This is a genomic window from Ectothiorhodospiraceae bacterium BW-2 (assembly GCA_008375315.1).
GTDB lineage: Bacteria > Pseudomonadota > Gammaproteobacteria > Thiohalomonadales > Thiohalomonadaceae > BW-2.
Window position 1 is genome coordinate 2,637,964 of sequence record CP032507.1, and the last position, 18,858, is coordinate 2,656,821.

General features: G+C 54.8%; 14 protein-coding genes and 5 pseudogenes. 16 read left to right on the forward strand and 3 right to left on the reverse strand.

The annotated features are described in order from the left end of the window. Positions 1-8 precede the first annotated feature (8 nt). The 15 genes and pseudogenes from folP to D5085_12740 all read left to right on the forward strand — a co-directional run bounded on the left by folP (position 9) and on the right by D5085_12740 (position 13,882). Positions 9-791, forward strand: coding sequence for a dihydropteroate synthase (folP, locus tag D5085_12670; protein QEP45155.1), 783 nt, complete (start codon positions 9-11; stop codon positions 789-791). Between the two features lie 280 nt (positions 792-1,071). After that, the gene (urtA, locus tag D5085_12675; GenBank protein QEP43898.1) at positions 1,072-2,379 is read left to right on the forward strand and encodes an urea ABC transporter substrate-binding protein; all 1,308 of its coding nucleotides are present in this window, start codon (positions 1,072-1,074) and stop codon (positions 2,377-2,379) included. A 107-nt stretch (positions 2,380-2,486) separates the two neighbouring features. Continuing rightward, positions 2,487-4,088 carry an urea ABC transporter permease subunit UrtB gene (gene urtB, locus D5085_12680; protein QEP43899.1) on the forward strand — a complete coding sequence of 534 codons (1,602 nt, stop codon included), beginning with the start codon at positions 2,487-2,489 and terminating at the stop codon, positions 4,086-4,088. Between the two features lie 3 nt (positions 4,089-4,091). Further along, a complete protein-coding gene (urtC, locus tag D5085_12685; GenBank protein QEP43900.1) occupies positions 4,092-5,174 on the forward strand; it encodes an urea ABC transporter permease subunit UrtC in 1,083 nt (360 codons plus the stop codon). After that, complete coding sequence (gene urtD / locus D5085_12690; protein QEP43901.1) at positions 5,174-5,992, forward strand: urea ABC transporter ATP-binding protein UrtD; 819 nt, start codon at positions 5,174-5,176, stop codon at positions 5,990-5,992. The genes urtC and urtD overlap by 1 nt, the downstream gene beginning before the upstream one ends. A 12-nt stretch (positions 5,993-6,004) precedes the next feature. Then, positions 6,005-6,700, forward strand: a complete 696-nt coding sequence (gene urtE, locus D5085_12695) for an urea ABC transporter ATP-binding subunit UrtE (protein QEP43902.1) — start codon at positions 6,005-6,007, stop codon at positions 6,698-6,700. A 37-nt stretch (positions 6,701-6,737) separates the two neighbouring features. After that, positions 6,738-6,971 carry a hypothetical protein gene (locus D5085_12700; protein ID QEP43903.1) on the forward strand — a complete coding sequence of 78 codons (234 nt, stop codon included), beginning with the start codon at positions 6,738-6,740 and terminating at the stop codon, positions 6,969-6,971. Further along, positions 6,968-7,783: an urease accessory protein UreD gene (locus D5085_12705; GenBank protein ID QEP43904.1), complete on the forward strand. Its 816-nt coding sequence runs from the start codon at positions 6,968-6,970 to the stop codon at positions 7,781-7,783. The genes D5085_12700 and D5085_12705 overlap by 4 nt, the downstream gene beginning before the upstream one ends. Before the next feature lie 22 nt (positions 7,784-7,805). Then, positions 7,806-8,481, forward strand: a pseudogene (locus D5085_12710) (urease subunit gamma). Further along, positions 8,474-10,277, forward strand: a pseudogene (locus tag D5085_12715) (urease subunit alpha). Before D5085_12710 ends, D5085_12715 begins: the two co-directional pseudogenes overlap by 8 nt. 24 nt (positions 10,278-10,301) lie before the next feature. Continuing rightward, positions 10,302-10,757, forward strand: a complete 456-nt coding sequence (gene ureE / locus D5085_12720) for an urease accessory protein UreE (protein ID QEP43905.1) — start codon at positions 10,302-10,304, stop codon at positions 10,755-10,757. Further along, positions 10,741-10,863, forward strand: a pseudogene (locus tag D5085_12725) (urease accessory protein UreF). Before ureE ends, D5085_12725 begins: the two are co-directional and overlap by 17 nt. A 162-nt stretch (positions 10,864-11,025) precedes the next feature. Further along, positions 11,026-12,819: an IS1634 family transposase gene (locus tag D5085_12730; GenBank protein ID QEP43906.1), complete on the forward strand. Its 1,794-nt coding sequence runs from the start codon at positions 11,026-11,028 to the stop codon at positions 12,817-12,819. A 75-nt stretch (positions 12,820-12,894) separates the two neighbouring features. Then, on the forward strand, positions 12,895-13,524 hold the full coding sequence (locus D5085_12735) for an urease accessory protein UreF (protein QEP43907.1): 630 nt from the start codon (positions 12,895-12,897) through the stop codon (positions 13,522-13,524). Between the two features lie 55 nt (positions 13,525-13,579). Further along, positions 13,580-13,882, forward strand: a pseudogene (locus D5085_12740) (urease accessory protein UreG). Positions 13,883-13,995: 113 nt separating this feature from the next. Here the strand turns inward: D5085_12740 and D5085_12745 are convergent. Beyond that, positions 13,996-15,789, reverse strand: coding sequence for an IS1634 family transposase (locus tag D5085_12745; GenBank protein QEP43908.1), 1,794 nt, complete (start codon positions 15,787-15,789; stop codon positions 13,996-13,998). A 148-nt stretch (positions 15,790-15,937) separates the two neighbouring features. Between D5085_12745 and D5085_12750 the strand changes: the two are divergent. After that, positions 15,938-16,279, forward strand: a pseudogene (locus tag D5085_12750) (urease accessory protein UreG). A gap of 57 nt (positions 16,280-16,336) precedes the next feature. Here D5085_12750 and D5085_12755 read toward each other — a convergent pair. Then, entirely contained in the window at positions 16,337-17,995 is a 1,659-nt protein-coding gene (locus D5085_12755; GenBank protein QEP43909.1) for a TolC family protein, read from the reverse strand. 107 nt (positions 17,996-18,102) lie between these two features. Beyond that, positions 18,103-18,858 carry a thioesterase gene (locus D5085_12760; GenBank protein ID QEP43910.1) on the reverse strand — a complete coding sequence of 252 codons (756 nt, stop codon included), beginning with the start codon at positions 18,856-18,858 and terminating at the stop codon, positions 18,103-18,105.

Here is an 18,858-nt window from a genome sequence, read left to right on the forward strand (position 1 = left end):
GTCAAGTGATGGGGGTGCTCAATGTCACCCCCGACTCGTTTTCGGATGGGGGGCGTTTTAACACCCTTGATGCGGCGCTGTGTCAGGCCGAAGCGATGGTGGATGCCGGCGCGGATATTATCGATATCGGCGGAGAGTCAACCCGCCCCGGTTCTGAGGCGGTGGGTGAGAGCGAGGAGCTACGACGGGTCATTCCGGTGATTGAGGCGCTGGCCGCTCGCTTTCAGACGCCGCTCTCAATCGACACCAGTAAGCCTGCGGTTATGCAGGCCGCTGTTGAGGCGGGGGCTTCGATGATTAATGATGTCTATGCCCTGAGAGCCGAAGGGGCGCTAGAGTGCGCAGCGACACTCAATGTCCCGATCTGCCTGATGCACATGCAGGGTGAACCGAAGACGATGCAGCAGCAGCCGAACTATCGTGAGGTCGTTACTGAGGTGGCCGATTTTCTTAGTGAACGAATGCGTGCCTGTGAAGAGGCCGGTATTAGTCGCCAGCGGCTGATTCTCGACCCCGGTTTCGGCTTTGGCAAACGGTTACAAGATAATCTGGCGCTGTTAAATCGGCTACCGCAACTGGCTAGCTTTAAACGGCCCCTTTTGGTCGGGCTATCGCGCAAATCGATGTTAGGCCAGATCACAGGTCGTGAAGTGGAGCAGCGCTTGGCGGGGAGCCTGACGATGGCGGCGCTAGCGCTGTGGCAGGGGGCTAACATTATTCGGGTGCACGATGTGGCGGAGAGTGTCGATCTGGTTAAAATTGTCTCTGCACTAAAGATGCACCATAACTGAATCATTACCGCACCTATTTGGTGCATCTGGCCTTAGAGCCGCGCCGTTCGAGCGACTCGAATGACATCCTAAGTTAATAAAAATTAAAAAAACTCTTATTAAGTGGCGCTCTATTTGCTGATTGTTAGGGCAGTACCGCACACCGAGTGTGGTGTTCACCCGAAACAGCATTCCTTCAAGGAGATATCTTCTATGCCACTTAACTTTCAACCGAAGCCGTTGGCTTTAACTCTGGCGCTAACCGGCGGTTTGTCCCTCTCGATGTTAGCTCAGGCGGCGGATACGATGTAACCGTTCACTCTCCCTCCTTAATCTCCCTCTCCCGGCGGGAGAGGGTTGGGGTGAGGGGTACAATTTAGCGGGGAGAGTGAACGGTTACGATACGATTAAGGTGGGAGTGCTCCACTCCCTCTCTGGTACCATGGCGATTAGCGAAACCACCCTTAAAGATACGATGCTTATGCTGATTAATGAGCAGAATAAAAAGGGCGGCGTGTTGGGCAGGCAACTTGAGGCGGTGGTGGTCGATCCCGCCTCTAATTGGCCCCTATTTGCCGAAAAGGCGCGTGAGCTGGTCGAAAAACGCGGTGTCGATGCGGTGTTTGGTTGTTGGACTTCAGTATCGCGTAAATCGGTACTGCCGGTATTTGAAGAGCTCAATAGCCTGCTCTTCTATCCGGTACAGTACGAGGGCGAGGAGTCTTCCAAAAATGTCTTCTATACTGGTGCCGCACCTAACCAACAGGCGATTCCGGCGGTCGATTATCTGATGAACGATCTCGGTGTCGAGCGCTGGGTTCTCGCTGGCACCGACTATGTCTATCCTCGTACCACTAATAAAATTCTCGAAGCCTACTTGAAAGATAGAGGGGTGGCTGAGGAGGATATTATGATTAACTACACCCCCTTCGGCCACTCCGATTGGCAGTCGATTGTTTCGGATATTAAAAAGTTTGGCACCGCCGGTAAGAAGAGTGCGGTGGTCTCAACCATTAATGGCGATGCCAATGTCCCCTTCTATAAAGAGCTAGGAAATCAGGGTATTTCGGCGGAAGATATTCCGGTGGTCGCCTTCTCAGTCGGTGAAGAGGAGCTCTCCGGTATCGACACTAAACCGCTGGTCGGCCATCTGGCCGCATGGAACTACTTTATGAGTGTCGATTCGGAGGCGAATGATCAGTTTATTAACGCCTGGCACAGCTTTATTGGGGATGAGAAGCGGGTGAGCAACGATCCGATGGAGGCGCACTATATCGGCTTTAATATGTGGGTCAAAGCGGTCGAAAAGGCGGGCACGACCGATCCGGCAGCGGTGCAAGAGGCGATTATTGGGGTCACCGTGCCCAATTTGAGTGGCGGCTACTCGGCGATGATGCCGAACCACCATATCACCAAGCCGGTCTTAATTGGCGAAATTCAGGATGATGGCCAGTTTGCTATCGTTTGGGAGACCTCAGGGCTAGTGGTCGGCGATGCGTGGTCAGACTTCTTGCCCGGCTCGAAGGATCTGATCGCCGATTGGCGTCAACCCCTTGCTTGTGGTAACTACAATGTCAAAACCGCCAAATGTTCAGGGCAAAACTACTAACGGGCTAAGCTATCGCCCTCGATATCTCTTCCTAAGGTGAGTTGGGCTCCCCTGAACCTCTTTTCTCCCATTCTTCAGGGGAGCCCCTTTTTAGTGGAACTCTAGCTATGTCTCTAGCCAATATCTACCGCATCCTGACGCTACTGCTGTTAGGGTTTCCTGTCGTACTAAGCGCTAACTCTCAGTTTGAAGAGGGGTTAGAGCAGCTACAGCAGCGATCTTTTAGCCAAAAGGAGGCGGCGATCACTACCCGTGCTAATAGTGGTGATGCACGCAGTGAGCGGCTCTTAACTGCCCTCATGCAGGGGAAGCTCTATCTCTATAAAGCCGACAAGGCGCTAGTCTATCACCTCGAAGAGGGTGATGAGGGGAGTCTGACCGAGAGCGTTTTGAGCGGGCAGCCGTTGCCGCCGTTGTCTAAACGGGCGCTACAGCGGGTGACGATTAACAACAATATGCGGGGTGAGATTCGCACCGCCTTAGCACAGATGCGGCTCCAGAATCCCGATAGCCAAATTCGTTTAGCGGCAGTTAAGGCGCTCTATAGCGATCTCGATAGCACTCTGGTGAGTGAGCTGCGCCGCCTGGAGGCGCAGGAGATGCATCGTGAGGTGAAGCAGGCGCTAACGGTGGCGTTAGCGATTGCCGATCTCAATGGCAAGGAGCTGCCGCAGCAGTTGGCCGCGATTGAGACTCTCGCCGGATCACTAGAGCCGGAGGTACGCAATCGGCTGCTGCAACTAAGCGAGAGTGAGGTGGTTGAGCTGCAACAGGCCGCCGAGAGGGCGTTAAAGAGGATTGATCAGCAGCGGCAGATCTACGCCAATATCGAGACCCTCTTTTTTGGCATCAGCCTCGGCTCTGTGCTAGTGCTAGCTGCGATTGGGCTGGCGATCACCTTTGGGGTGATGGGGGTGATCAATATGGCCCACGGCGAGCTAATAATGCTCGGTGCCTATACGAGCTGGTTTTTACAGCAGCTAATGCCGAACGCTATCGGCACGGCTTTGATTTTAGCGATACCGGCGGCCTTTTTAGTCTCCGGGCTGGTTGGGATCGCGATTGAGCGGGGGGTGATTCGCCACCTCTATGGTCGGCCACTAGAGACGCTGCTGGCCACTTTTGGTATCAGTTTGGTGTTGCAGCAGCTCGTGCGAACGCTCATCTCACCGCAGAATGTGCCGGTCTCCAACCCCGAGTGGCTCGCCGGTTCGATTGAGATTAACTCGGTGCTGTCACTGACGATGAATCGGGTGGCGATTATTCTCTTCTCTCTGTTGGTTTTTGCAGCGCTCTTTTATGTACTGAAAAAGAGTGTACTGGGGCTACAGGTGCGGGCAGTGGCTCAAAATCGGGCGATGGCGCAGGCGATGGGGGTGCGATCTGGCCGAGTCGATGCGCTGACATTCGGCCTCGGTTCGGGGATAGCCGGCATCGCTGGAGTGGCGCTGTCGCAGTTAACTAATGTCGGCCCCAATTTGGGTCAAGCCTATATTATCGACTCGTTTATGGTGGTGGTCTTTGGCGGGGTCGGTAACCTTTGGGGGACGCTGGTGGCCGGTATGAGTCTGGGGGTGGTCAATAAGTTTATGGAGCCGTGGGCCGGAGCTGTGCTGGCTAAAATATTGGTGCTGGTCTTTATCATCCTCTTTATTCAGAAACGACCGCGAGGACTCTTTCCGCAAAAGGGTCGAGCGGTGGAGGGCTAAGTGATGGGAGTATGGAAGCTGTTGCAGGGTGATCGTGGTGGGCAGGTGATGTTAGCGCTGCTGCTGCTGGTGTTGGTAGGGGTGCCGATTCTCAATAGCCTACCGGAGTCGAGTCCGCTCTATTTAAGTACCTACACTGTCACGCTGCTGGGGAAGTATCTCACCTATGCACTATTGGCGCTGGCGCTCGATCTGGTGTGGGGCTATCTCGGGATTCTTAGCCTTGGCCATGCGGCCTTTTTTGCCCTCGGCGGCTATGCGATGGGGATGTACCTCATGCGCCAAGTCGGTGATCGAGGGGTCTATGGGAACGCCGAGCTGCCCGACTTTATGGTCTTTCTTAACTGGCAGGAGCTCCCTTGGTTTTGGTTAGGTTTTGAACACTTTTGGTTTGCCGCGCTTATGGTGCTGCTCATTCCGGGGCTGTTGGCGTTTCTCTTTGGCTGGCTGGCGTTTCGCTCTCGGGTCACTGGGGTCTATCTGTCGATTATGACCCAGGCGTTGACCTATGCGCTGATGCTCGCCTTCTTTCGCAATGAGATGGGGTTTGGTGGCAATAACGGCTTAACCGACTTTAAAGATATCCTCGGCTTTAGTCTGCAGGCCGATTCGACCCGCATTGGCCTCTTCATCGCCTCTGGTGTGGCGCTTATGGCCGGCTATCTGCTCTGTCGGGCGCTGATTATCTCCCGTTTTGGTCGGCTGATGGTGGCGGTGCGCGATGCTGAGGATCGAACTCGCTTTATCGGTTATCGGGTGGAGAATACGAAGCTGTTTGTCTTTGTCCTCTCTGCTATGTTGGCCGGTGTGGCTGGAGCGCTCTATGTACCGCAGGTGGGAATTATCAATCCGGGTGAATTTTCGCCGTTAAATTCGATTGAGCTGGTGATTTGGGTCGCTGTTGGGGGGCGTCATACCCTCTATGGGGCGGTGATTGGGGCGATAATGGTCAACTACGGCAAGAGCTGGCTGACCGGCGTGATGCCCGATGCGTGGCTGTTCCTGCTCGGAGCGCTGTTCGTACTGGTCACCCTCTGGTTACCCCGTGGGGTTGCTGGACTCTTTCAACGCAAGGGGGCGAGCTAATGGCAATGGCACAGTCGTTACGACGAGATCAGGTGTTCGATTTTTTGGTGCCTAAAGAGGTCGAGGGGCTCGATTTAAGCCACGGCACGCTGCTCTATTTGGAGGATATTGCGGTTAGTTTTGATGGCTTTAAAGCCATTAACAATCTGAATCTCTATCTTGATGTCGGCGAGTTGCGTTGTATTATCGGCCCTAATGGGGCGGGTAAGACGACGATGATGGATATTATTACCGGTAAAACTCGCCCCGATAGCGGTACCGCTTGGTTTGGGCAGCGGTTTAATCTGTTGCGTATGGATGAACCGGAGATTGCTCGGGCCGGTATCGGGCGTAAATTTCAGAAGCCGACCGTGTTTGAGTCTCATAGCGTCTTTGAAAATCTGGAGCTGGCGATGGCGGGGGATAAGGGGGTCTTTGCAACCCTACGAGCCCGACTGAGTAGTGAGCAGGAGGGGAGAATCGCCCAAGTGTTGCAGAGTATCGGCCTGACCGAGCAGGTAGGGCGGCTCGCCGGTAACCTCTCCCACGGCCAGAAGCAGTGGCTAGAGATCGGGATGCTATTGATGCAGAATCCGCAACTACTGCTAGTCGATGAGCCGGTGGCCGGTATGACCCATCAGGAGATGGATAGAACCGCCGAGCTGCTCACCTCGCTCGCAGGTGAGCATACGGTGGTAGTGGTCGAGCACGATATGGATTTTGTTCGCTCTATTGCTCGCAAAGTAACGGTACTACATCAAGGGAGTGTATTAGCTGAGGGGAGCATGGATGAGGTACAAAATAACCCCAAGGTAATCGAGGTCTATTTAGGAGAGTAGCGGGGCAGAAGTGTGATTACTATTAACCAATTAAATCAATATTATGGCGAGAGCCATACGCTGTGGGATCTCGATTTGAGTCTGGAAGAGGGTAAGTGCACCGTGTTGATGGGGCGCAACGGGGTCGGTAAGAGCACGCTGTTACGCTCGATTATGGGGCTAGAGCCGATTCGTAGTGGCGAGATTCTCTATCAGCAGCAGCCGTTGCAGTCACTGCCGACCGAGGCGAGAGCGCCACTAGGTATCGGCTATGTACCGCAGGGGCGGCAGATCTTTCCGCTATTAACGGTAGAGGAGAATCTACAGATCGGGCTGCCGGCGCGAGCTGATGGCCAAAAAGGGATACCGGAGACGATTTTTGAACTCTTTCCGGTGCTAAAGCAGATGCTACAGCGTCGTGGCGGCGATCTCTCCGGGGGGCAACAGCAGCAGTTGGCGATAGGGCGGGCGCTGGCGATTGATCCGAAGATGCTAATTCTGGATGAGCCGACCGAGGGGATTCAGCCCAATATCGTGCATGAGATTGGCGATATTATTCGCCGTTTGAACCATGATTTCGGTTTGACAGTCCTGTTAGTCGAGCAAAAACTCCCCTTTGCGCGGCGGGTCGGCGACAATTTTATCTTAATGGATCGCGGTCGGGTGGTTGCCAAAGGGGAGATAAAAGGGTTAAATGAGCAGCTAATTCAGCAGTATTTGACTGTTTGATGCATTACCGTCATGAGTTATATTGAGGAGCATGAAGATGAAGAGATCACTCATTTTGGGTCTGTTACTGGTTTCGTCCTGGCGTGTTATGGCACACGGTGATCACGCGGCTAACAGCTATTGGGCCAATCTATGGCATACGATCACGACTAGCCACCTGTTGGAGGTCATTGTCGTCGCCGTGGTGCTGGCGCTGGTCGCCGCTGGGGTAGGGTTGCGTCGGATGAGGCTGGCGAAACGGGAGCCGCTTGACAATAATATGAAAGGGTGAAGGTTGCCGAACTGTCGGGCTGGCAGGCGGAGCTTATGCTCGGTCTGCGGCGGTTTGGCGATAAGACATGGTTAACCGAGCGGAGTCAAAAGGGGCCGTTGGCCATACAGCGCCCCTTCTACCCTGAAGGGGGGCGCTGCCACCTCTATCTACTCCATCCGCCGGGAGGGGTCGTTGGAGGGGATGGGTTGAGGGTGGCTATGAGCGCCGCCCCAAAGACGCAGACGCTGATCACAACGCCGGGGGCGACTAAATTCTACCGTAGTGCGAGTGAGACTGCGGTGGTCGAACACCAGCTACTGCTAGCGGAGCAGAGCGAATTGGAGTGGTTACCGCAGGAGAATATCTATTTTTCTGGGGCGCAGGTCAGAGCTAACAGTGTGATTCAGCTACAGCGACAGAGTCGGTTAATCTACTCCGAACTCCACTGTTTAGGTCGGCCGGTCAATGGTGAGCGGTTTGAACAGGGGCAGCTCGATCTGAGTCTGGCTATCTATCAGCAGCAGCGGCCGTTGCTACTAGAGCGGCAGCTATGGCGGCCCCAGCTAAGGCAGCAGGCCGGTTTAAGGGGACTGCCGGTGGTGGGGAGTCTCATTATCCATCGGGCCGATGCGCTGCTGCGCGAGAAGATTCGTCAGCGTATTGAGGCCGAGCCTAGCTGTAGCACCACGCTGTTAGATAGCCTCTCAGTCACCCGCTATCTAGGTGAGGATAGTTGGCAGGCGCAACAGATTTTTCGCGATATTTGGCAGCTAGCACGACCTCTGCTGTTAAAAACAGAGCCGGTCTTACCGCGTATATGGGCAACTTAATAACCGTTGGAGTGATTGAGCGATGGAACTGACCCCAAGAGAGAGAGATAAACTGCTGCTCTTTACCGCAGCGTTAGTCGCCGAGCGGCGGCGCGAACGAGGGGTGAAGCTTAACTACCCCGAAGCGGTGGCACTGATTAGCATGGCGATTTTGGAGGGGGCGCGTGACGGTCGAACGGTCGCGGAGCTGATGCACGCTGGGCGAGATGTTTTGACCACCGACCGCCGAGGTGATGCCGGGGGTGGCGGAGATGATTCACGAAGTACAGGTCGAGGCGACCTTCCCCGATGGCACCAAACTGGTGACGGTGCACGATCCGATCTTGCCATCTGCTGAGTCGCAGTGTGAGGGGCCGACTGAGCCGTTACAGCCAGGCGAGATCGTCACCCTGCCGGGGGAGCTAACGCTTAATCAAGATCGTCCCCGACTGCGGCTAATGGTCGCTAATCAAGGTGATCGACCGATACAGGTCGGCTCCCACTACCACTTCTACGAGACCAATTCGGCTCTGGTGTTTGAGCGCGAGTTGACTCGTGGTTGTCGGCTCAATATTGCTGCTGGAACGGCGGTGCGATTTGAGCCAGGGCAGCGGCGTGAGGTGGAGCTGGTCGCCTATAGCGGTGATCGCAATGTGTACGGCTTTCATGGCGCTGTGATGGGGGCACTAGATCAGCGTGAGGAGGGTGACAATGAGTAGTCTCGACAGAGGGGCCTATGCGCAGATGTTTGGCCCGACCACCGGCGACAGAGTTCGACTCGCCGATAGTGATCTATGGATAGAGGTCGAGCGCGATTTCACCTGTTACGGCGATGAGGTCAAATTTGGCGGCGGCAAAGTGATTCGTGACGGTATGGGTCAGAGTCAACGGCCAGCGGCTGAAGTGGTCGATGTGGTGATAACTAATGCGCTAATTCTCGACTGGTGGGGGATCGTTAAGGGCGATATCGGTATTAAAGAGGGCCATATCGTCGCCATCGGTAAGGCGGGGAATCCCGATATTCAGTCGGGGGTTGATATTATTATCGGCCCAGGTACCGAAGTGATTGCGGCCGAGGGGCAGATTGTGACCGCCGGTGGTGTCGATGCCCATATCCACTTTATCTGTCCACAGCAGATAGAGGAGGCGCTAATGTCGGGGGTGACCACGATGCTCGGTGGCGGTACCGGGCCGGCCACGGGAACTAATGCGACCACCTGTACCCCGGGGCCGTGGAATATCCACCGTATGCTACAGGCCGCCGATGAGCTGCCGGTGAATCTCGGCTTTTTGGGCAAGGGCAACGCCTCGCTGCCGCTACCGCTCGCAGAGCAGCTACAGGCGGGGGCGATTGGGCTAAAGCTGCATGAAGATTGGGGCACCACCCCAGCGGCCATCGATAACTGTCTGAGCGTGGCTGAGGAGTATGATGTCCAAGTGGCTATCCATACCGATACGCTAAATGAGTCGGGCTTTGTCGAAGGTAACCGTTCACTCTCCCTCCTTAATCTCCCTCTCCCGGCGGGAGAGGGTTGGGGTGAGGGGTAAAATTTAGCGGGGAGAGTGAACGGTTACTGTCGAAGATACTTTAGCGGTGTTAAAGGGGCGTACCATTCACACCTACCACACTGAGGGGGCGGGAGGAGGACACGCGCCCGATATTATTAAGGCGTGTGGGGTGGCGCATGTACTGCCCTCTTCGACCAATCCGACCCGCCCCTATACGATTAATACGGTTGATGAACACCTCGATATGTTAATGGTCTGTCACCATCTGGACCCTAGCATTGCCGAAGATATCGCCTTTGCCGAGTCGCGCATTCGACGCGAGACGATTGCAGCGGAGGATATTTTGCACGATTTAGGGGCCTTTTCGATGATCGCCTCCGATTCGCAGGCGATGGGGCGAGTCGGTGAGGTGATTACCCGTACTTGGCAGACGGCGCATAAGATGAGACAGCAGCGGGGGGCGCTAAAGGGTGATCCTGCTCACCATGATAACGGTCGCGCTAAGCGCTATGTGGCTAAATATACGATCAATCCTGCCCTAAGCCACGGTATCGCCCATAAGGTCGGTTCGGTGGAGGTGGGTAAACTGGCCGATCTGGTTCTCTGGAAGCCGGCCTTTTTTGGTACCAAACCGAGTCTGATTATTAAGGGGGGGATGATTGTCGCCGCCCCGATGGGGGACGCTAACGCCTCGATACCGACCCCGCAGCCAGTCCACTATCGACCGATGTTCGGCGCGTTAGGTCGTGCCCGTCATGCGACTGTGGTCACCTTTCTATCTCAGGCGGCACTTAAGGGCGGTATTGGTGAACAGTTGGGGCTAAAAAATCGTCTGGAGGCGGTGCGGGGGTGTCGTCATGTCACTAAAGAGGATATGAAGCTCAATCATTATCTGCCCGATATTAGCGTCGATCCGCAGAGCTATCAGGTGCGTGCCGATGGCGAGCTGCTCGTCTGTGAGCCGGCCGATATTTTGCCGATGGCGCAGCGCTACTACCTCTTTTAGGGGGAGAGGGCCATTAACAGTGTGATGTTAAAACTGACTCACCGCTTGCGTGAGCGGAGGGCGGCGCAAACGACCCTCACTCTACCGCTAGAGCAGCGGGTAAAGGGGCGCTTGCGGGTTATCCTCGATGATGGTCGTGACGCGGGGCTATTTCTTGAGCGGGGGCCGGTGTTGCGTGGCGGCGATCAGATCGCCTCTGATGAGGGGGTGGTGGTTGAGATCTGCGCCGCTGCCGAAACGGTCTCGACGGTTCGTGGTGAGGATGCGCTACAGCTAGCACGCGCCTGTTACCATTTGGGTAATCGCCATGTGGCTTTGCAGATTGGTGACGGTTGGCTGCGTTATCGGCACGATCATGTGTTGGATCAGCTAGTTGTCGGCCTCGGCTTAACCGTGATATGTGAACAGGCGCCGTTTGAACCGGAGTCGGGTGCCTATGGTGAGCAGGGTCTGGGCCATTCGCATGAGCCTCACCACTGAGATCCCACTCTCCCCACAAGCGCTAGTTCGGCTACTACAGCTAGTCTCGTCGGCGCTGCCGGTGGGGGGGTTTACCTACTCTCAGGGGTTGGAGACGGCGGTTGAGTTAGCCCATCTTTCGTCAAATCCGACCAAAATCCCCAAAATATATCGGGAACCCGATATGCGATTTTAATTAAATCAATTACTTGAGTTTTGAAAATAAATCGTAGTGCCATAATGTGACGGATAGGCTTGCAATCCCCCATTTTGCAGCTACACTGTCAGTATGTATATTCGTCGCACTACGATTAAAAGCCACGGCTCCGGTGAGCCCTACTTCACCTATCGACTGGTGGAATCCACCCGTGTGGCCGGCAAGGTCAAGCAACAGACCCTGCTCAATTTGGGTCGCCACTTTAGTGTAGAGTCGGCGCAATGGCCGCTTCTGACCGCCCGCATTGAGCAACTGTTGAACGCACAGGGCGATTTTCTCACCCTGGCACTGCCAACCGCCCTGGAGCAGACCGCCCAGCAGTTGAGCAACAAACTACAGCAAACCGGTTACGGCGAACCGTTACCGCCGCACACCTGGCAATCGGTCGATATGGACTCTCTGGAGCTAAGCCGGCCTCGTCAGGTTGGCATTGAACAGTTGGCTCTGCATGCGCTGCAACAGCTGAAACTGATTGATAAACTGCAAGAGCTTGGCTTTAACCGTCATGAACTGGCCGCAGCCATTGGCAATATCGTTGGGCGCATGGCTTCTCCTGCCAGCGAGTGGGCCACCTATCACTGGCTCCAGCAGCAGAGTGGACTGGGCGAGCTCATCGGTTATGACTTTGACGCCATGGGGCATGATCGCCTCTATCAAGCCAGCGACCTGCTCTGGAAACACAAAGCGGCACTGGAGGCCCATCTCTGGCAGCGGGAGCAGACGCTTTTCGATCTGAAGGAGACTATCGCCCTCTATGACTTGACCAATACCTTCTTTGAAGGAGCGCCCGACTCCGAACTGGCACAGCGTGGGCGCTCCAAGGAGCGGCGCAGTGACTGCCCGCTCGTTACCCTCGGTCTGGTACTCGATAGCAGTGGCTTTCCGCGCTGTTCACGCCACTTTGCCGGTAATGTCAGCGAACCCTCCACCCTGGAGGGTCTGCTCACTGAGCTGGAAGCCTCGCCACACAGTACTGTTATTATGGATGCCGGCATTGCCAGTGAGAAGAATCTACAGTGGCTGAAAGGTGCCGGTTACCACTATATTGTCGTGAGCCGTCAACCCCATCGAGAGTTTGATGAGACCCAGGCCACGCTGATCAAAGAGAGCCCCGGCAATTGCGTACGCGCGCAGCGGGTTGAGGATGGCGAGCGGGGGGAAGTCAAACTCTACTGCCACTCCGAAGCGCGAGAACTGAAAGAGCAGGCGATTCTGGATAGCATTGCGCAACGCTTTGAAGCGGGGTTAACCGCCCTTAATGAGGGACTATCTAAACCCCGTTGCACCAAAAGCAGCGAGAAAATCCATGAGCGGATTGGTCGGCTCAAACAGAAGTATTCCCGTGCAGCCGCCCGCTATACCATTAGCGTCAGCGAACAAGAGGGCAAAGCCACGGCCATCACCTGGTCTCTCAACGATGCCGCCGACTCAGCGGCCAGCCATCCCGGCGTCTACTGTCTGCGCACCGATTTACTCGATTGGGATGCTGCCAAGCTGTGGCAGACCTATATCCTGCTCACCGACCTCGAAGCGGTCTTTCGCAGCCTGAAAAGCGAACTGGGGATGCGCCCCGTCTATCACCATACAGCCGATCGCCTCGAGGGCCACCTCTTCATCACCCTGCTCGGTTACCATCTCGTGCATACGCTGCGACATCAACTCAAAGCACACGACATTCATGCGAGCTGGACATCCCTGCGACAGCTGTTTGCCAATCGTCAGCGGGTGAGTGTCACCGTCAAGCGTGAAGATAATCGCACCATTCATCTGCGCAAAACCACCCGCATCGAACCCCATCAACGTCCAGTTCTGGATGCGCTGGGACTCGACTATTCGGTCCATCCGACAAAGATGACGCTGATCTAAATTCGGCTCAGTCAACACGCGTTCTGCATTCTGCATCGTGAAAAATCATAGATGTAGTGCCATACTACCCATTGAATTCGTCTCAACTATTTGATTTTTTGCACTATTCGATCTAGCAAATCGAAAGATGGGTTAGGTTGGGTAACTGATGAGGAGGCAGCACGAGGGTGGCTTCAATCGCAGCTACAGCTCACGCTAGAGCGGATCGATCTGCCGCTGTTGTGCCGACTCTATGCGGCTGTTAGTTGCGAGGATAGCGCGTCGTTGCACTACTGGAGCGATTCTCTGTTAGCGTGGCGTGACAGTGGTGAGCTGCGGCAGGAGGAGCGGCAGCGAGGCCGGGCGTTAATAACGCTATTAACCGATCTACAGCTCGACTATCTACCGGCATGGTACGATTCACTCAGTTCAAATCAGCTCGCACCGCTGGCGTTGGCCGCCGTTCGGTGGCAAATTCCGTTAGCTGCGCTAATGGGTGGCTATAGCTGGAGTTGGCTAGAGGGGCAGGTGGGGGCGGCGGTAAAGTTAGTGCCCTTAGGGCAGACGGCGGGACAGCGACTGCTGTTGCAGTTAGGAGCGGAGGTAGAGCCGATGGTGGCGGCTGCCCTAAGGATGCCCGATAGTGAGCTAGGAGCCTCACTACCGGCATTAGCTCACGCTAGTAGCCGCCATGAGACTCAATATTGCCGTCTCTATCGTTCGTAGAGCGATTAACGGGGTGGATTTATCAATTTTAGTCAATTAAAGAGAGGGTGTGGGTGTGGTTAAATCGAATCCGTTACGGGTAGGGGTAGGGGGGCCGGTCGGTTCCGGTAAGACCGCGCTATTAGAGCGACTTTGTAAAGCGATGCGTGATCGCTACCGCATTGGTGTGGTGACTAATGATATCTACACCCAAGAGGATGCCAACATTTTAACCCGCGCTAAGGCGCTTAGTAGTGATCGCATTATTGGCGTCGAGACCGGCGGTTGTCCCCATACCGCGATTCGGGAAGATGCGTCGATGAATTTAGCCGCCATCGCTGAGCTGACTCGGCGTTTTGACCCATCTTTCGATTTGCTAGATCGAATAGTGCAAAAAATCAAATAGTTGAGACGAATTCAATGGGTAGTATGGCACTACATCTATGATTTTTCACGATGCAGAATGCAGAACGCGTGTTGACTGAGCCGAATTTAGATCAGCGTCATCTTTGTCGGATGGACCGAATAGTCGAGTCCCAGCGCATCCAGAACTGGACGTTGATGGGGTTCGATGCGGGTGGTTTTGCGCAGATGAATGGTGCGATTATCTTCACGCTTGACGGTGACACTCACCCGCTGACGATTGGCAAACAGCTGTCGCAGGGATGTCCAGCTCGCATGAATGTCGTGTGCTTTGAGTTGATGTCGCAGCGTATGCACGAGATGGTAACCGAGCAGGGTGATGAAGAGGTGGCCCTCGAGGCGATCGGCTGTATGGTGATAGACGGGGCGCATCCCCAGTTCGCTTTTCAGGCTGCGAAAGACCGCTTCGAGGTCGGTGAGCAGGATATAGGTCTGCCACAGCTTGGCAGCATCCCAATCGAGTAAATCGGTGCGCAGACAGTAGACGCCGGGATGGCTGGCCGCTGAGTCGGCGGCATCGTTGAGAGACCAGGTGATGGCCGTGGCTTTGCCCTCTTGTTCGCTGACGCTAATGGTATAGCGGGCGGCTGCACGGGAATACTTCTGTTTGAGCCGACCAATCCGCTCATGGATTTTCTCGCTGCTTTTGGTGCAACGGGGTTTAGATAGTCCCTCATTAAGGGCGGTTAACCCCGCTTCAAAGCGTTGCGCAATGCTATCCAGAATCGCCTGCTCTTTCAGTTCTCGCGCTTCGGAGTGGCAGTAGAGTTTGACTTCCCCCCGCTCGCCATCCTCAACCCGCTGCGCGCGTACGCAATTGCCGGGGCTCTCTTTGATCAGCGTGGCCTGGGTCTCATCAAACTCTCGATGGGGTTGACGGCTCACGACAATATAGTGGTAACCGGCACCTTTCAGCCACTGTAGATTCTTCTCACTGGCAATGCCGGCATCCATAATAACAGTACTGTGTGGCGAGGCTTCCAGCTCAGTGAGCAGACCCTCCAGGGTGGAGGGTTCGCTGACATTACCGGCAAAGTGGCGTGAACAGCGCGGAAAGCCACTGCTATCGAGTACCAGACCGAGGGTAACGAGCGGGCAGTCACTGCGCCGCTCCTTGGAGCGCCCACGCTGTGCCAGTTCGGAGTCGGGCGCTCCTTCAAAGAAGGTATTGGTCAAGTCATAGAGGGCGATAGTCTCCTTCAGATCGAAAAGCGTCTGCTCCCGCTGCCAGAGATGGGCCTCCAGTGCCGCTTTGTGTTTCCAGAGCAGGTCGCTGGCTTGATAGAGGCGATCATGCCCCATGGCGTCAAAGTCATAACCGATGAGCTCGCCCAGTCCACTCTGCTGCTGGAGCCAGTGATAGGTGGCCCACTCGCTGGCAGGAGAAGCCATGCGCCCAACGATATTGCCAATGGCTGCGGCCAGTTCATGACGGTTAAAGCCAAGCTCTTGCAGTTTATCAATCAGTTTCAGCTGTTGCAGCGCATGCAGAGCCAACTGTTCAATGCCAACCTGACGAGGCCGGCTTAGCTCCAGAGAGTCCATATCGACCGATTGCCAGGTGTGCGGCGGTAACGGTTCGCCGTAACCGGTTTGCTGTAGTTTGTTGCTCAACTGCTGGGCGGTCTGCTCCAGGGCGGTTGGCAGTGCCAGGGTGAGAAAATCGCCCTGTGCGTTCAACAGTTGCTCAATGCGGGCGGTCAGAAGCGGCCATTGCGCCGACTCTACACTAAAGTGGCGACCCAAATTGAGCAGGGTCTGTTGCTTGACCTTGCCGGCCACACGGGTGGATTCCACCAGTCGATAGGTGAAGTAGGGCTCACCGGAGCCGTGGCTTTTAATCGTAGTGCGACGAATATACATACTGACAGTGTAGCTGCAAAATGGGGGATTGCAAGCCTATCCGTCACATTATGGCACTACGATTTATTTTCAAAACTCAAGTAATTGATTTAATTAAAATAGCATATCGGGTTCCCGATATATTTTGGGGATTTTGGTCGGATTTGACGAAAGATGGGTTGAGTTGGATCTCATCTTTATCGAAAGCGGTGGCGATAATCTTGCGGCAACGTTTAGTCCTGAGCTAGCCGATCTCTCTATCTATGTGATCGATGTGGCTGAGGGGGAGAAGATTCCTCGTAAGGGGGGGCCGGGAATTACCCGCTCTGATCTGCTGGTGATTAATAAAATTGATCTCGCCCCCTATGTCGGGGCCTCTCTGGAGGTGATGGAGCGCGATAGCCGTCAAATGCGTGGTGAGCGACCGTTTCTCTTTACCAATTTGAAACAGGGGCAGGGGGTCGAGGTGATTGTGGCGTTTATTATTGAGCAGGGGATGTTGGCAGTTTAGAGAGGATGAGACGATGAACAAGGCCGGTAGAGACCGGCCTTGTGGTGTGGTGTGGTGCTATCGGGTGGGTAGAGTTACCAGTTTTTGCAGATCGACCTGCTGGTTTTCGTCGGTCTGTTCAATGAGCGTACCGGTCTCAAAACGGACTTGGGCGATGGTTTTGGCTAGTTTCGTCATTGCCTCAAGGTAATCGACCTCACTATCGACCCAGTCGCGTTCGGTCTCGAATTGACGGTAGGCGGTATCGATGGTTTGACTCTTGTCGGCACGGGCAGCATCGACCGATTTTTTATAGGCAGCGGCTGAGTCGGCGGCAGACTCTACCTCTTTAATGTTAGAGAGTACCTGATCGGCCAACGATTTGGTGCTAACGCCCGCCTCGTTCATAATCTGCTTCAGATCCATCTCCTTTTTCATCTTATTTAGGGTGGCCTGAATCGCGCGGCCACGACCGGCGCTGTTATCGAGCTTCATATTGAACTGTAGTCCAACGGTATAGCCAAGATCGCCACTAGGGCTACCGAGGGTATCTAGGTAGCCTCCAGGCCCCTCTGCGCCAAATTCGACCATCTGCTGGTGGCCGGCTAGAATAAGATTGACTTCAGGGTAGTTGAAGTTCATAAACCAGTCGAGCATTTCAGCAGCACCCTTCTGCTCCAGCTTTTTGGCTTTAATATCCATGCGGTTATTAACCGCTAGCTCGTTCCAGTTAGAGGAGTCGAAGTTGCTGTTAACACGAGCCGGTTGGGGCATGGCGTCGTTAGCATCACCTAGTTCGATCGCTTTTTCAATCGAGATACCTAAACTCTTAGCGAGCGCCGAGCGGCTCTCGTTGAGGGCCGTTTCGGCGCTGTTGAGCTCTCGTAGCTTAGACTGTACAAAGCCTTCGATGCGATCAAGTTGCGCGGCGTATTGCGCTCTTACGGCGCTAGGATCCTCCATCCGGTCAATGACGGCGTTAATCTGATCCATCCAGCGCTGACTGCGCTCTAGTGACTCTTGGCGCAGAGCGAAGATATCGGCTGCGGCACGGTTATCCCAGTAGGCATCGATCGCCTTTTTGAGGATGTTGGCAATTTCGTGCTGGAGCTCGGTCTCTGCCGCTTCAAACAGGTAGTATTTATTCTGGTAGTCGCCGATCGCTTCGGCTAGATCACCTCGCCCCCAGAGTGGGAAGCGGGTTACCAGTTTGACCACGCCGTAGCTCATCGGAAAGTAGTCATCGACGCTCTTATCGAGACCGCCATTATTTAAGGCATCAACGGCTGGGCTGGCACTGATTTTGTCACGCTCAGAGTCGCGCTGGCTCAAGTCGAAGCCGACCTCGGTATAGATGCCGTTTAGGTAGATCTTTTTCAGACTCAGTTTGAATTTACCTTCGGTGGTCTCATCGGGGAGAAAGTTGGTTTTAGGGGCATCGGTATTCAACGAGGCGAGGCTTAAGGCTTCAAACTCATCGGGATACTCAAAGCCGCCAAGGCTGTTAATGGTATATTCAGCCTCAATTTTGGTGTCAAAATATTTATGGGCGGTTCGCTCATCAGCCTCTTTGAGTTTAGAGTTAATGCGGGCGTTGATTATTCCGGGAGAATTTTTCAGAGCTAGCTCAGTAGCCTCTTTTAGCGACATAGCGTGAGATTGAGTCGAAAAGAGGGCTGGAGCTGCCAGCATAAGCGCTAGAGTGGTAGATTTGAGTCGAAAACATGCTTGGTTCATAAGTGTGTCTCATCAGTTAATTGAAAATCTGCCCGGGTTGGTACAACAGCGCGTGACCGCCCGAATTCTTCATAGAAAGCTGCCAGTGGCCATATCTGCCCCACAGGTTAACTAAAGTTCTCTGTGGCGTCAATCGGCACTAGCTTCTCGTGTAGAGAAGCCGTTAGCCAAGGGAGCTGTTCAAACAGCGAGAAGTGGCCGCCACTAATCGGCAGCAGCGTTAGTGGCAGGGTGCTAACGCTGCGCCAAGCGGCCATCCCTTCAGGATGGAGTTCGTTATCCTCAATGCCATAAATGACGCTAATGGGCACGGTCAGCGCCGGGGCATCGGTGACTGGAGTATAGTTCTCTAACGCCGCCACATCGGCACGAACAATCGGTTCGACATACTCCATTAGCTCCCGATGCTGTTTTAACTCTGGCGGAATGCCGCCGAGAGAGTCGATATAGGCCCAAAATTCGGGCGTGGGGAGGGTATGTTTGGGACGATAGTCGCTCTCGTTTCGTAGCTGTTCGCCCCGAACTGAGGGGGCACCGCGACCGCTACAGAAGAGGTGGCACGGCTGTGGAGTGGCGGGAGTCTGGGCTAGATGACGGGCGAGCAGCACCGCTAACAGCGAGCCCATACTGTGACCGAAGAGGGCATAGGGCTGCCCCGGCGTTAGCTGGGGTCGTAGCTGTGAGAAGAGATCCTCGACTAGCCGATCGATATCGTGCAGCAGCGGCTCTTTTGCCCGCTTGCCGCGCCCAGGTAGCTCTAGCGTCTGTAGGGTAATCGGGGAGTGGGCTAGCGCCTGCTGTAGTGGGCGATAGACTAGCGAGTGGCCACCGGCATAGGGGAGGGCGTAGAGATGGATGCTCAT

Excerpts from the sequence above, each read along its gene's own strand:
- folP (QEP45155.1), top strand. The coding sequence starts at position 9 with ATGGGGGTGCTCAATGTCACCCCCGACTCGTTTTCGGATGGGGGGCGT.
- urtB (QEP43899.1), top strand. The coding sequence starts at position 2,487 with ATGTCTCTAGCCAATATCTACCGCATCCTGACGCTACTGCTGTTAGGG.
- urtC (QEP43900.1), top strand. The coding sequence starts at position 4,092 with ATGGGAGTATGGAAGCTGTTGCAGGGTGATCGTGGTGGGCAGGTGATG.
- urtD (QEP43901.1), top strand. The coding sequence starts at position 5,174 with ATGGCAATGGCACAGTCGTTACGACGAGATCAGGTGTTCGATTTTTTG.
- D5085_12700 (QEP43903.1), top strand. The coding sequence starts at position 6,738 with ATGAAGAGATCACTCATTTTGGGTCTGTTACTGGTTTCGTCCTGGCGT.
- ureE (QEP43905.1), top strand. The coding sequence starts at position 10,302 with ATGTTAAAACTGACTCACCGCTTGCGTGAGCGGAGGGCGGCGCAAACG.
- D5085_12730 (QEP43906.1), top strand. The coding sequence starts at position 11,026 with ATGTATATTCGTCGCACTACGATTAAAAGCCACGGCTCCGGTGAGCCC.
- D5085_12745 (QEP43908.1), bottom strand. The coding sequence starts at position 15,789 with ATGTATATTCGTCGCACTACGATTAAAAGCCACGGCTCCGGTGAGCCC.
- D5085_12755 (QEP43909.1), bottom strand. The coding sequence starts at position 17,995 with ATGAACCAAGCATGTTTTCGACTCAAATCTACCACTCTAGCGCTTATG.
- D5085_12760 (QEP43910.1), bottom strand. The coding sequence starts at position 18,858 with ATGAGCATCCATCTCTACGCCCTCCCCTATGCCGGTGGCCACTCGCTA.